Source organism: Clostridium sp. TF06-15AC (genome assembly GCF_003481165.1).
Classification (GTDB): domain Bacteria; phylum Bacillota; class Clostridia; order Lachnospirales; family Lachnospiraceae; genus Otoolea; species Otoolea fessa.
Genome location: NZ_QUKS01000002.1, coordinates 562711 through 575719, shown reverse-complemented (window position 1 = coordinate 575719; position 13009 = coordinate 562711). Strand labels below are relative to the sequence as shown.

The 13009-nt window shown below is 48.0% G+C and carries 12 protein-coding genes; 3 read left to right on the top strand and 9 right to left on the bottom strand.

Going from position 1 to position 13009, the window contains the following annotated elements:
* The 3 genes from DXC57_RS07280 to DXC57_RS07270 all read right to left on the bottom strand — a co-directional run.
* On the bottom strand, positions 1 to 653 hold a 653-nt coding region (locus DXC57_RS07280; protein ID WP_147354080.1), incomplete at its 3' end, for an RNA-guided endonuclease TnpB family protein.
* The gene (tnpA, locus tag DXC57_RS07275; RefSeq protein WP_118651775.1) at positions 616 to 1056 is read right to left on the bottom strand and encodes an IS200/IS605 family transposase; all 441 of its coding nucleotides are present in this window, start codon (positions 1054 to 1056) and stop codon (positions 616 to 618) included. The genes tnpA and DXC57_RS07280, both read right to left, overlap by 38 nt.
* A gap of 351 nt (positions 1057 to 1407) precedes the next feature.
* The gene (locus DXC57_RS07270; RefSeq protein WP_118651773.1) at positions 1408 to 2193 is read right to left on the bottom strand and encodes a TraX family protein; all 786 of its coding nucleotides are present in this window, start codon (positions 2191 to 2193) and stop codon (positions 1408 to 1410) included.
* A 354-nt stretch (positions 2194 to 2547) separates the two neighbouring features.
* Between DXC57_RS07270 and DXC57_RS07265 the strand changes: the two genes are divergently transcribed.
* From DXC57_RS07265 to DXC57_RS15330, 3 genes are all read left to right on the top strand, one after another.
* A complete protein-coding gene (locus tag DXC57_RS07265; RefSeq protein ID WP_117796276.1) occupies positions 2548 to 3675 on the top strand; it encodes a carbohydrate kinase family protein in 1128 nt (375 codons plus the stop codon).
* Positions 3676 to 4009: 334 nt separating this feature from the next.
* On the top strand, positions 4010 to 5110 hold the full coding sequence (locus DXC57_RS07260; RefSeq protein WP_118293985.1) for a glycosyltransferase family 2 protein: 1101 nt from the start codon (positions 4010 to 4012) through the stop codon (positions 5108 to 5110).
* Positions 5111 to 5347: 237 nt separating this feature from the next.
* Positions 5348 to 6112 carry a hypothetical protein gene (locus tag DXC57_RS15330; protein WP_147354079.1) on the top strand — a complete coding sequence of 255 codons (765 nt, stop codon included), beginning with the start codon at positions 5348 to 5350 and terminating at the stop codon, positions 6110 to 6112.
* 165 nt (positions 6113 to 6277) lie between these two features.
* On the opposite strand, the gene tuf is transcribed toward DXC57_RS15330, so the two are convergent.
* The 6 genes from tuf to DXC57_RS07220 all read right to left on the bottom strand — a co-directional run bounded on the left by tuf (position 6278) and on the right by DXC57_RS07220 (position 12887).
* On the bottom strand, positions 6278 to 7471 hold the full coding sequence (gene tuf, locus DXC57_RS07245; protein ID WP_107000672.1) for an elongation factor Tu: 1194 nt from the start codon (positions 7469 to 7471) through the stop codon (positions 6278 to 6280).
* Between the two features lie 155 nt (positions 7472 to 7626).
* The gene (gene fusA / locus DXC57_RS07240) at positions 7627 to 9747 is read right to left on the bottom strand and encodes an elongation factor G (RefSeq protein WP_022358474.1); all 2121 of its coding nucleotides are present in this window, start codon (positions 9745 to 9747) and stop codon (positions 7627 to 7629) included.
* A 15-nt stretch (positions 9748 to 9762) separates the two neighbouring features.
* On the bottom strand, positions 9763 to 10233 hold the full coding sequence (gene rpsG, locus DXC57_RS07235; RefSeq protein WP_022358473.1) for a 30S ribosomal protein S7: 471 nt from the start codon (positions 10231 to 10233) through the stop codon (positions 9763 to 9765).
* Positions 10234 to 10538: 305 nt separating this feature from the next.
* Positions 10539 to 10958, bottom strand: coding sequence for a 30S ribosomal protein S12 (gene rpsL / locus DXC57_RS07230; RefSeq protein ID WP_022358472.1), 420 nt, complete (start codon positions 10956 to 10958; stop codon positions 10539 to 10541).
* Positions 10959 to 11351: 393 nt separating this feature from the next.
* Complete coding sequence (locus DXC57_RS07225) at positions 11352 to 11768, bottom strand: DUF5684 domain-containing protein (protein ID WP_022358471.1); 417 nt, start codon at positions 11766 to 11768, stop codon at positions 11352 to 11354.
* A 21-nt stretch (positions 11769 to 11789) separates the two neighbouring features.
* Positions 11790 to 12887, bottom strand: a complete 1098-nt coding sequence (locus tag DXC57_RS07220; RefSeq protein WP_118651771.1) for an N-acetylmuramoyl-L-alanine amidase — start codon at positions 12885 to 12887, stop codon at positions 11790 to 11792.
* Between the last annotated feature and the right edge of the window lie 122 nt (positions 12888 to 13009).

Sequence of the window (13009 nt, the reverse complement as noted above, 5' to 3'; positions counted from 1 at the left end):
TGACTCAGCCTGCGCTGCTCCCTTGCAAGTTTTTCCTGGGATTTTCGGAAAAAATGAGGATAATCTGCATGAACTCCATTGGAATCTACATACAATTCACTCATGGAGAAATCAAGCCCGATTGCGATTTTTACTGGCCTGATTTCATGTTCCGCTTCTTCTGCCGCATACAGTAATGATACATAATACTTGTCATCTGCTTCCTGGCTGACGGTGGCACCCTTCAATATATAACTATCATCAATATTCCGATGCTGTTTTATGTGAATCCAACCTGCTTTCGGAAGTTTCAGTTTACCACTCTGCAAAGTAATATTTCCATTTACGCAGTTTGTCGTATAACTTCTTACCGGATTCTTTTTTGACTTGAACTTCGGAAAACCAACCGAAGAATCCCGAAAGAAGTTCTTATAGGCTGTCTGCAGATGCAGCTGTGCATTACACAATGCCAGACTGTCTACCTCCTTCAGCCACGGAAACTCTGCCTTATACTTTGCAGGCGTAACCTTTAATACTTTTCCGGTTTTCTCATAATATTCTATCTTCTCTGCCAGCATCCGGTTATACACGAAACGCACACAGCCAAATGTCCTTGCAAATAGTTCTTTTTGAGATTTATTCGGGTAAATCCGAAAACGGTACACGATGTTCACTCTTATTTTCTCCCTGTGTTTCTATGTACTGGCGGATAACCTCAATGGGTGCACCACCAGCACTTAACAGGCAAAAACTCTGGCTCCAGAACATTTCTTTCCAAAGCTTCTGCCGAATCTCCGGATACTCTTTTTTAATCAATCGGCTGCTTGCGCTTTTATACGCATTGATAAATTTGCTGAGTTCCGATTTCGGATGGGCCCGGAACATAATATGAACATGATCCCGATCATGATTCCATTCCTCTAATGTAACATGATACTTCGGAGCGATATATTCAAAAATCTCCCGGGCACGCTCAGAAACAGGATCCGTCAGTATCTTTTTTCGATATTTTATAACCAGAATCAAATGATAATAGAGTAGAAACACTGAATGTGCATTACTGTCCAATTTTCTCATAAAATCAGCCTTTCTTTTTACTTTCGACTGATTATATTATAACACAGGAACACTTGTTTGTCTATATTTTTCAGAACATTTGTTCTTCTGTATTTGTTTTCATTTATGTGCACAGATATGCGCAGTTTTAATATGCCAGATATTGCATGATTTTCCCAAAAGGCAATTCATCTCACCACCTAGAGAGGATGGGAGAATTCTTGCAAAGTGTTGTTAAAAGTCATCCAAACCATTTTCTCACAAAGAATGTACCTTGGCACATTCTCGCGCCAAGCGCGGTCGCTTGCGACATGTTTCTTCTTCGCGCGAATGTGCATCCTGCGGAGCTTTTTTGTCATAGGACAAAGTTTTCTATGACAAAAAATACAGCACCAGAAGATGCGCCGGATAATAGATATAAAAGAACGAACGGAATCTGCTCCGGCCTCTGTAACCGTCATATAACAGGAGGCAGACAGCCGTGAGCGCCAGTACCCAGAGGGGTTCCTGCCACGCGAACGCGCCGATGAGGACGGCGGCAATCATCTTCATAAACACCCCCGCCGTTTTCTCATGAAAAAGAATGTGCCTTGGCACGTTAGTGCCTGAATTTCCTATTACACAAAAATAAAATGCCAGCACCAGTCCCATCCCCCATGCGCCGCCGTCTGCTCCCGCCGCTTCTGTCAGCGTACAGAACACTGCCGTCAGCACCAGCTTCTCCCAGATACCGTTTCCATACCGCTCTAACAGCTCCATCGCAACCAGCGCCAGAAAAAAGGTCAGGCAGACATTCTGGTGCTGTGCATCCATCCACCGTCCGGAAAATGCCAGATCATACGGAATCTCCGACACAGCCGCCGCCAAAAGCAGCCTCCGTCCATAACATCTGCGATCCCGCGTGTGAAAAAAACCTTCTACTAATAAAAAGGCGAACAATGGAAACGCCAGATCCCCAAATGTCCGGAATCCCGGAACCGGTCTGCAGATCACCGCAATGTGGTCTGCCGTCATCGCCAGGAGTGCTAAATATTTAAGGGCGGAGGCGCTGAGATGGAGGCGGGTTAAAACCGCTCTTTCCATCCCCTCTGATTTCTCATTCTGCTTTTCCTTGATTCGATCTTTTATCGCACTCTCCTCCCTTCGTTTCCTGTCCATTCTATCTCTATTCCATCAAATTATACTGAACATTTCACCCGCTGTCCATCCGCACTTTTCCATTCCCTTTTTCTCCATCTCCCCTATTTTCCCATTCTCATTTTCCACTCTTTCTCCCCATCTTTTTTCTTTATTTTCTCTAATAAAAAAATGTAGTTTTTTCTTATAAATAAAGGCTTTTCGGCACTTTTCCGCGTCTTTTTTACACTAATTTTACATTTTATTTGACAAACGAAAAACCGTGTTATATTCTGTAAATGGTGCTGGTGCGAGATCCTGCTGAAAAAGCAAAAATCCCGCACCGCTCTTCATTTTAAATACTAAAAAATACACGGACAAAAGAGGTAGAATCTCATGGCAGGTTTAGATATTATTTGCATTGGCGCTATCAATTATGACTATATGTTTCACTGCACCGGGCTTGATCTGGTGGAGACATCCGCCGGTGGAGGCGACGAGAACTTAAGCAACCCGATTTCCGATGTGGAAAACGATATTCAGGAGCTGGCGATAAAAGGCAAGGAGTACACAACCCAGATCGGCGGTTCTGCTTTCATCACCCTGAAAGTGGCAAAGCATATTCTCCCTAACCTGCAGGTCGCTTACGTCGGCGTGTGCGGCACTCCCAGTCCATTCGATCTGCGCTTCGGCAAGACAAATGACATTGACGCCGAGCTGGCGCACCTGGATAACCGTGACTGGCTGTTTACCACGCGCGAGCGCTTCGACGATCCATATTCCAAAGCGATTGCCAAATCGATTGTCCGCCTTTATAATCACACGCGCAATTGCATCAAGATCGCGCCGTGTGCCAACAACACTCTCTTAGACCGCATCCATGAACAGGAAGCCCGGACGGGAACCACACTGGCGGAGTACCTCGCGCAGGCCCGCTGGATCCATCTGTCATCCCTGTCTGATTTCGACCAATTCGAGGCAATCATGCAATCGGTCATCCAGGCAAAACATTTAAATCCTGCCATGAAAGTCAGCATGGATCCTGGTTTTGAGTATACATCGCTGCGCCGTGAGCGCTTACAGCCACTGATCGCATATGCCGATTATGTTTTCTTAAATAAATCCGAAAAGAAAAACCTCGGCTTCAATGCCCGCAGCGCCCGTCCGCTCTACGCGAACCTCTGTGAGTATTTTTCTGCGATCAACCCGGATCCCACCCGCACCCTCATTGTCAAGCACGATGACCGCCATGAGCTGATCCATTTTAAGGACGGCGTATGTCAGATCCGCACAGTCCGCCACAAAAAGCTCTACCAGTACCAGTTAAACAACGATACCGGCGCCGGTGATTCCTTTGCCGGCGGTTTCATCAGCGGTATGCTCGATGATCGGCTCAATTCGGATATTGCTGAACCGATCCAGCTCGGTGTTCTGGCTGCCAAGGGACGGATGCGTAGTTTTGATTATGAGAACCCGTATCTGAATATACAGAAATTGACCAATGCTTTTTTTGAAGCTCTATAATAATTTTTTTCAAGTGCTGTTAAATAGCGCAGAGTGAATTGCAGCCATCATTTCAGGAGAAAAGTACGTTACTGTTCACACACGTGTGCCCAGCAACGGGATTTTGCCGATGCTACGCATTCCAAATCGGCAAAATCTGCTGCCGAAACTGTATCGTACGGAATTTTCAGTTCAGAAAATTCCTACCTGTGAACAGTTACAAAAGTACCCGCAAAATAATAGAACGTTACTTTTCTCCTGTTTATCCTTATATAATTATATATATAATGTCTGTACACATCTAAAAACTTCTTTCATATATTAATATCAATTTGATATTGATTTTGGAGATCCCATGATCCGCCTCAGCCTATGTATGATCGTCAAAAATGAAGACGCCGTTTTGACGCGTGTTTTAGCATCTGCCATACAATTTGCGGATGAAATCCTCGTCGCCGACACCGGTTCCACCGATCGAACTGTAGAAATCGCCCGGCAATACACCAAACATATTTATCACTATCCGTGGAACGATGATTTCGCCGCCGCGCGCAATTTCATCTGTGAAAAGGTCACAACCGAATACTGGATGTGGCTCGACGCCGACGATGTCGTTCCCGCAGAATCGATTACAGCGATTTTAAAGTTGAAAGAAACTTTAAGCAAATCCCCGCAGCCCGACGTTGTCATGATGAAATACATCGCTGGATTCCAGCCGGACGGCACACCTGCATTTACCTACGATCGCGAACGGATTCTGAGAACGGACCGGCATTTTCTCTGGAAAGGACGCGTCCACGAAGCCATCGCGCCACGCGGCAGAATTCTCTATTCTCCTATTCAGATCGAACACCGGAAGCCTGCTTCCGCTTTCACCCATTCTGACCGGAACCTGAAAATCTATGAAACAATGCTTGCAGACGGCGAACTGCTCGATCCGCGCCATCAATACTACTACGCCCGCGAACTCATCGACCACAAACAATACGAAAAAGCCCGCCCGGTTCTGGAACATTTCCTAAACGAACCGGACGGGTGGTATGAAAATAAGGCGGACGCCTGTCTGCTTCTGGCGCGCTGCCATGAACTACTCAGAAATATAGCTGCCAGTCAGCTTTCCCTGTTCCAGAGTTTTCTCTACGACCGCCCACGTGCTAAAACCTGCTGTGAGATTGGACGGTTGAAACTTTCCCTCGGAGAAATTTCCCAGGCTGTTTTCTGGTACCAGCTTGCCCTCAAAGACCGACCAGAATATCATCCAAATGCCTTTATCGAAGCCGATTACTATGATTTCATTCCTTTAATCCAGCTCTGCGTCTGCTATGATCGGATGGGAAACTATGATAAGGCACTGTATTATCATAAGGAAACAAAAAAAATCCGCCCGGATTCTCCGGCGGTTTTGACAAATGAAGAATACTTTCAAACCATATCCTCAAACCATAAAACAAACTGATTACCTATCTTGTGACATTCTCTCCGACCTCTGCGGTGGTCTGAGCGGCGGACTGGGAGTCGTTCCATCCAGCGGCATCCACACTTCCTACATTCATTCTTACCGTCTTCCACACTTATAATATTCCACAGTTCCCAGCCCTCAATTTCCCAGCCCTTTTCTGCTAATGCACATCTCTTTCATCGCACACATATACTACATCAGGATGGATGTCCTAAATCTGGAAAGGAGTTTTTTATGTTTCGTCATTCATGTAATTATCCCTACTATTTTGATGATAATGACTGTGAAAATAACGGCTATGGGCGCTGCGGACGCGATCGCGGCTGTCCCGGTTCTTTTGAACCCTACAACTGCTGTCGTCCCGGTCCCATAGGACCACGCGGCTGCCCCGGACCGATCGGACCTGTCGGTCCCACTGGTGCTGCCGGACTCGATGGACTGGACGGTGCTACGGGTCCGACTGGACCGACCGGGGCAACGGGGGCTGCGGGTGCTGCGGGTCCGACCGGACCGACCGGCGCTACCGGGGCTGCGGGTCCGACTGGGCCTGCTGGCGCTGACGGGGCTGCGGGCGCTACGGGTCCGACTGGACCGACCGGCGCTACAGGGGCTGCGGGGCCGGCTGGGCCTGCTGGCGCTGACGGGGCTGCGGGCGCTACGGGTCCGACTGGACCGACCGGCGCTGACGGTGCTGTTGGTCCGGCAGGGCCGACCGGGGCTGACGGCGCTACCGGCCCAACTGGCGCTACAGGAGCTACCGGCGCTGCTGGTCCGACTGGCGCTACAGGTCCTACCGGCGCTGCAGGAGCTGTCGGCGCTACAGGAGCTACCGGCGCAACGGGTCCTACCGGCGCTACAGGTCCTACCGGTCCCGCCGCCACCGTCACCGCCGCTAGTCCCGTCGCAGATGCAACAAGTGCTGAAGATGTCGTTGAACGCTTCAATGAACTTCTTGCCAACCTGCGTGCCGCCGGACTTCTGGCAACCGACAATGCGTAAAGGGCTGAAATTCTGTAACAGAAAAACCCCGGAAACCTTACGGTTCCGGGGTATCTCTTACGTCTGGACACAATGCGCTTCCTGGAAGCGACTTTATATTATATATATACGGTACATCTTCTTGCCTGCTGCGCATACAAGAAGCACCTTTGTTTAATTCATTGATTACTCAATGATAGTAGCAACTCTACCAGATCCTACTGTACGGCCGCCCTCACGGATAGCGAAACGAAGACCCTGCTCCATAGCTACCGGATGAATCAGCTCTACAGTCATCTCTACGTTGTCGCCCGGCATACACATCTCGGTACCAGCCGGTAACTCACAAACGCCTGTTACGTCAGTGGTTCTGAAGTAGAACTGCGGACGATAGTTGTTGAAGAACGGAGTATGACGACCACCCTCGTCTTTTGTCAGAACGTAAACCTGAGCAGTAAATTTCTTATGGCATTTTACAGAGCCCGGTTTAACCAGACACTGACCACGCTGGATGTCAGTTCTCTGAACACCACGAAGCAGAGCACCGATGTTATCACCAGCCTCAGCCTGATCAAGCAGCTTACGGAACATCTCGATACCAGTTACAACAGTCTTACGAGTCTCCTCGTGAATACCAACGATCTCAACCTCATCGTTCAGTTTCAGAGTACCACGCTCAACACGGCCGGTAGCAACAGTACCACGACCTGTGATGGTGAATACGTCCTCGATCGGCATCAGGAACGGCTTATCTGTAGCACGTACCGGATCCGGAATGTAAGAATCTACAGCGTCCATGAGCTCCATGATCTTGTCGCCCCACTCGCCGTTCGGATCTTCAAGAGCCTTCAGAGCAGAACCCTGGATGATCGGTGTGTCATCGCCCGGGAACTCGTACTCGTTCAGCAGGTCTCTGATCTCCATCTCAACCAGCTCAAGCAGTTCCGGATCGTCTACCATATCGCACTTGTTCATGAATACTACGATGTACGGTACGCCTACCTGACGGGAAAGCAGGATGTGCTCTCTTGTCTGAGCCATAACACCATCGGTAGCAGCTACAACCAGAATAGCGCCATCCATCTGAGCAGCACCAGTGATCATGTTCTTAACGTAGTCAGCATGTCCTGGGCAGTCAACGTGTGCGTAATGTCTCTTCTCTGTCTGATACTCAACGTGTGCAGTAGAGATAGTAATACCACGCTCTCTCTCTTCCGGAGCTTTATCGATATCCTCGAAGTTCTCAGCTGTGTTACCAGCTACTCTTGCAGCCAGAACTTTTGTGATAGCTGCTGTCAGGGTTGTTTTACCATGGTCTACGTGTCCGATAGTACCAATGTTACAATGCGGTTTAGTTCTTTCAAACTTTGCTTTTGCCATTTTAAGACGTCCTCCTTAATTTACACCCAATACGGGTATCTCAATTTATGTTAGGCTGACTCTAATTATATTCGATTAGAGCCGTTTTTTCAAGCCTAATATTGCTTTTCCGGGCAGTTATCTGCCCGGAAAAGGCAATATAGTTACATTTTTAATTATTTCTCAGCTTTTCCAGCAAGAACTTTCTCCTGAACGCTCTTCGGAACCGGCTCATATTTCTCAAAGAACATGGAGTAGTTACCACGTCCCTGAGTTCTGGAACGAAGGTCGGTAGAATAACCGAACATCTCTGCCAGCGGAACATAAGCCTTAACCAGCTTGCCGCCGCCGATGTCTTCCATACCCTCGATACGACCACGACGAGAGTTGATATCACCGATGATATCGCCCATATACTCTTCCGGCATGGTTACCTCAACCTTCATGATCGGCTCAAGCAGTACCGGATTACCTTTACGCATAGCATCCTTGAATGCCATGGAACCTGCGATATGGAAAGCCATCTCAGAAGAGTCGACCTCATGGTAGGAACCATCGTATACGTCAGCGTGAACGCCGAGTACCGGGAATCCGCCGAGGATACCTGCCTTAGCAGCCTCTTCAATACCTTCGCCTACAGCCGGGATGTACTCTTTCGGGATAGCACCGCCGACAACGCTGGACTCAAACTTGAAGGTCTCTTCGCCGTTCGGATCCATCGGAGTGAAGTGTACCTTACAGTGACCGTACTGACCACGACCACCAGACTGTTTTGCATACTTGCTGTCTACATCTACAGCCTTTGTGAAGGTCTCTTTGTAAGCTACCTGCGGAGCACCTACGTTAGCTTCAACGTGGAACTCACGAAGCAGACGGTCTACGATAATCTCCAGATGGAGCTCGCCCATACCAGCGATGATTGTCTGACCAGTCTCTTTGTTTGTATAAGCACGGAAAGTCGGATCCTCCTCTGCCAGTTTTGCAAGAGCCTCGCCCATCTTGTCCTGACCAGCTTTGGTCTTCGGCTCGATAGCGATGTCGATAACCGGCTCCGGGAACTCCATGGACTCCAGGATTACCGGATGCTGCTCATCACAGATAGTATCACCTGTGGTGGAGAACTTAAATCCGATCGCTGCTGCGATATCACCGGAGTAAACCTTTTCCAGCTCGTGACGCTTGTTGGCATGCATCTGAAGGATACGTCCAACACGCTCTTTTTTGTCCTTTGTTGCATTCAGTACGTATGAACCGGAGTTCATAACACCTGAGTACACACGGAAGTAAGCCAGCTTACCTACGAACGGGTCGGTCATGATCTTGAATACAAGAGCAGAGAACGGCTCTTCGTCGGAAGAATGTCTTACAGTCTCGTTGCCATCCAGGTCAACACCCTTGATCGGCGGGATGTCAAGCGGAGACGGCATGAACTCAATGATAGCATCCAGGAGCTTCTGAATACCCTTATTTCTGTATGCGGTACCACAGCATACCGGGATAGCCTGACACTCACAGGTTGCTTTTCTTAATACTTTCTTTAATTCATCTACAGACGGCTCTTCACCCTCAAGGTATGCCATCATCAGATCATCATCCAGCTCGCAGATCTTCTCTACCAGCTCGGTGTGGTAAAGCTCAGCGTCATCCTTCATATCCTCCGGGATATCAAGGATGCTGATGTCCTCACCCTTATCATCATTGTAGATGTATGCTTTCATCTCGAACAGGTCGATAATTCCCTTGAAATCATCTTCCTTGCCGATCGGAAGCTGTAAACAGATAGCATTCTTACCAAGTCTGGTCTTGATCTGCTCTACACAGCCATAGAAGTTTGCACCCAGGATATCCATCTTGTTGATGAATGCCATACGCGGTACATTGTAGGTATCAGCCTGACGCCATACGTTCTCAGACTGAGGCTCTACACCACCCTTAGCACAGAATACACCTACAGCACCGTCCAGTACACGCAGGGAACGCTCAACCTCAACCGTAAAGTCAACGTGTCCTGGGGTATCGATGATGTTGATACGATGCTCCAGAGCGCCTGGTTTCGGTTTGCAGTTTTCCTGCAAAGTCCAGTGACAGGTTGTCGCTGCAGAAGTGATGGTAATACCTCTCTCCTGCTCCTGAGCCATCCAGTCCATGGTAGCAGTACCTTCATGAGTATCACCGATCTTATAGTTAACACCAGTATAATACAGAATACGCTCAGTAGTGGTAGTCTTACCAGCATCGATATGAGCCATAATACCAATATTTCTGGTTCTCTCTAACGGATATTCTCTTCCAGCCAAAGCTTTTTCCTCCTATTAGAATCTGTAATGAGCAAATGCCTTGTTAGCCTCTGCCATCTTATGCATATCTTCTTTCTTCTTCACAGATGCACCAGTGTTGTTAGCTGCATCCAGAATCTCTTTTGCCAGTCTCTCTTCCTGAGTCTTCTCGCCTCTCTTACGGGAGTACAGAGTGATCCAGCGAAGTGCAAGAGCCTGTCTTCTTTCCGGCTTAACCTCGATCGGTACCTGATAGGTAGCACCACCGATACGTTTTGCCTTAACTTCCAGAACCGGCATGATGTTGTTCATTGCCTCTTCGAAAACCTCTACAGCTTCCTTACCGGATTCTGCAGCGACACGATCAAACGCGCCGTATACGATCTTCTGAGCAACGCCCTTTTTGCCGTCCAGCATGATGTTGTTGATTAATTTAGTAACAACCTTGTTGTTGTACAGCGGATCCGCTAATACGTCTCTTTTCTGAGTATGTCCTTTACGTGGCACGTTACTTCCCTCCTTAATATCTGCTCCGGCGGGGAGCCGCGGGAGCCATTCATTAGATCTTAGGTACTCGCATTGAACACTTAGCGAGGTTCCTCACGAGCTTAGTGTGAAAGCGCACCTGCGAAACGAGCGCGTCTTTCAGCGCGACATTGAGCATGGTGCTTCCTCTCTTCCTACTCGGCAGGTTCTCTCTAAGTTCAACCTGCGTCTCGTGCGCGGTTCTATGATTCCCTGCAACCTACAGGATCAATATCAAAGTCCGGCACATTCATTCTAAATCTAATAGAACTTCTACCTAATTAAAATTATTTCTTGTCTTTCGGTCTCTTAGCGCCGTATTTGGAACGCGCCTGTTTTCTGTTGGCTACGCCTGCAGTATCAAGAGTACCTCTGATGATGTGGTATCTGGTACCTGGTAAGTCTTTTACACGACCACCACGAATCAGAACAACGCTGTGCTCCTGTAAGTTGTGTCCCTCACCCGGGATGTAGCTTGTTACTTCGATACCGTTGGAAAGACGAACTCTGGCGATTTTTCTAAGAGCAGAGTTAGGCTTTTTAGGTGTTGCAGTCTTAACGGCTGTACACACGCCTCTCTTCTGCGGTGCAGAAACGTTGATAGCTTTCTTCTGTAAAGAGTTGTATCCCTTCTGCAGAGCCGGAGCTGTTGATTTCTTTTCAGATGTCTGTCTTCCCTTTCTTACTAACTGGTTAAATGTAGGCATCCTTTTCACCTCCTGTGATATTGTCTGTGGTTGCTTTTTTAAGCTTGTATTTCCGCGCAGAAATTCCTTGAATTTTGCACGCTTACTTATTATAGCTAGTTTGAGTTGCACTGTCAAGGTATAAAATGCAAATTTTTCCCGTAAAATAAAGGGTTTGTTACTGTTCACGCATACGTGCCCAGTAACGGAATTTGCCGTGGCTTCGCATTTAAATACGGCAAATTCCTGCTGCCACCACGTTTTCTTACGGCACTTTCGGTTCCAAAAGTGCCTACCTGTGAGCAGTAACAAGGGTTTTACGCTGTAGACAGGTACAGTGCAAAACCCTCTATTGTCTCGTCTGACTCTTTTTTGTCTGGAAAATATCTTAAATATCCCGGAACTTCATTTCCGCTACTCCTGCGGTCCCATGTACTCCGAATCACCAAAACCAAGAATCAGCATAAAAAGCGGATTCAGGAAAAATAAACCAATCGTAAATCCTATCCCGTGACCATAGGCACACGCCAGCTTATAGAGTGCCACCACATTCATGAGTGCTGTTCCCAGAAGCGCAAGCGAACCGATAACTCCCACGATTCCACCGAAGGAATTTAAAATACCTCCGCCGACCGCCAGTCCCAGTGCCACCCAGAAATACTGCACATCCCAGGTCAGCCGGTACTGTACATAGCCATTGTAAATCGGAATGATGGATTTCCATCCTTCTTCCCCGGCTTTTGTAAAAATCTTCCAGTATGCAATTACCTGCAGAATATAAAAGATAAACGCAAATAATGCATATGCCATAATAAACGCCACCAATCCCATATGCTTTCCTCCTTTCAGTTTTTACTGTCCGAAGAACGTATTCACGCCAGCCAGCAATCCGTTCGCCAGCGTCTCAAGCGTCGCACCCGAATGATCGGACGCCTTATCTCCCAGCTCAATATCCACACTCGGAATCGTTGAATAGGAAGTCTGGGTCAAATCCATCTCCATGCTGCCTTTGGAATAAATCTTCACACCCGCGCTCTTTAAGCCGCTGATCAGCGACTCGCCCAGTTGGTTGTGCTGCTTCCAATGAGAGGCAACCGGCTCCATCGCACGGTAGGTTGCATTGCTTGGAACGCTCATGAAAAAGGCACCCTTGTTGCTGCTGGTTGAATCCCAGTGCAAGGCTATATGACAGTCCGCGTTGTTATTCGCAATGACCGTACGGGCTATATTATCCAGCTGTACATCATCTGATTCACGGATCATCAGTACATCATAGCCTGCATTCAGAAGTTTTGTCTTAAGCACCTTTGCCATAGCAAGTGTTACCTTGCTCTCTGCTGTTCCATCTGCAAAGGTCATACCGCTGGAAACTGCCACTGCTGAGGTAGCACCGGCTCCGGTTGTGCCGCCGGTTACTTTCGCACTTCCATCCGGATGACACTGGGTCTTGACGCTTCCGCCACCGTTTGTTCCATGTCCGGCATTGACACAGACCACTTTATTTTTCTTGTTGGAAGCAGTCGAGCGGTACAGGGTCGCAGTTCCGCTGTTGATCTTCGAATAATTTGCGTATTTATAATTAGAAGAAAGTGCGATCGCCGTGCCGCCGGATGTCTGCGCTCCCGCTGCTGTCTGGCTGGTTGTCTGGACAGCACCTGCGGATGCCGGTTTTTTGCTTGTCACATAGGCAGATGAAACGTAATACTTCTTTCCATTCAAAAGAATCATCGTCCACTGTCCGCTGGTTCCCACGCGCTCCAGCTTCTGACCGTAGGACAGATTGCCCGCGATATTATTGTCCTTGATCTGCGCGGATGTCCGGTAGCGCAGGGAAGACGTATTGACATACACCGAGTCGCCTGCCAGCGCGATCTGCGACATACCGGCTGTCATCAGCAGAGCCGCCGCCAGTCCCAGTGCATGTTTTTTGAGCCGATTGTGTCTCTTCATCTATATAATCTCCTTCCAATGTCTCTATTTTTTTAATAATTGTTTCTGTTTTGAAAGTCTAAAATCGTTAAATTTGTTTTTTAAATTTATACAATTCAATCACATTACTTTGGATTTTAAAC

Excerpts from the sequence above, each read along its gene's own strand:
- tnpA (WP_118651775.1), bottom strand. The coding sequence starts at position 1,056 with ATGAGAAAATTGGACAGTAATGCACATTCAGTGTTTCTACTCTATTAT.
- DXC57_RS07270 (WP_118651773.1), bottom strand. The coding sequence starts at position 2,193 with ATGGACAGGAAACGAAGGGAGGAGAGTGCGATAAAAGATCGAATCAAG.
- DXC57_RS07265 (WP_117796276.1), top strand. The coding sequence starts at position 2,548 with ATGGCAGGTTTAGATATTATTTGCATTGGCGCTATCAATTATGACTAT.
- DXC57_RS07260 (WP_118293985.1), top strand. The coding sequence starts at position 4,010 with ATGATCCGCCTCAGCCTATGTATGATCGTCAAAAATGAAGACGCCGTT.
- DXC57_RS15330 (WP_147354079.1), top strand. The coding sequence starts at position 5,348 with ATGTTTCGTCATTCATGTAATTATCCCTACTATTTTGATGATAATGAC.
- tuf (WP_107000672.1), bottom strand. The coding sequence starts at position 7,471 with ATGGCAAAAGCAAAGTTTGAAAGAACTAAACCGCATTGTAACATTGGT.
- rpsL (WP_022358472.1), bottom strand. The coding sequence starts at position 10,958 with ATGCCTACATTTAACCAGTTAGTAAGAAAGGGAAGACAGACATCTGAA.
- DXC57_RS07225 (WP_022358471.1), bottom strand. The coding sequence starts at position 11,768 with ATGGGATTGGTGGCGTTTATTATGGCATATGCATTATTTGCGTTTATC.
- DXC57_RS07220 (WP_118651771.1), bottom strand. The coding sequence starts at position 12,887 with ATGAAGAGACACAATCGGCTCAAAAAACATGCACTGGGACTGGCGGCG.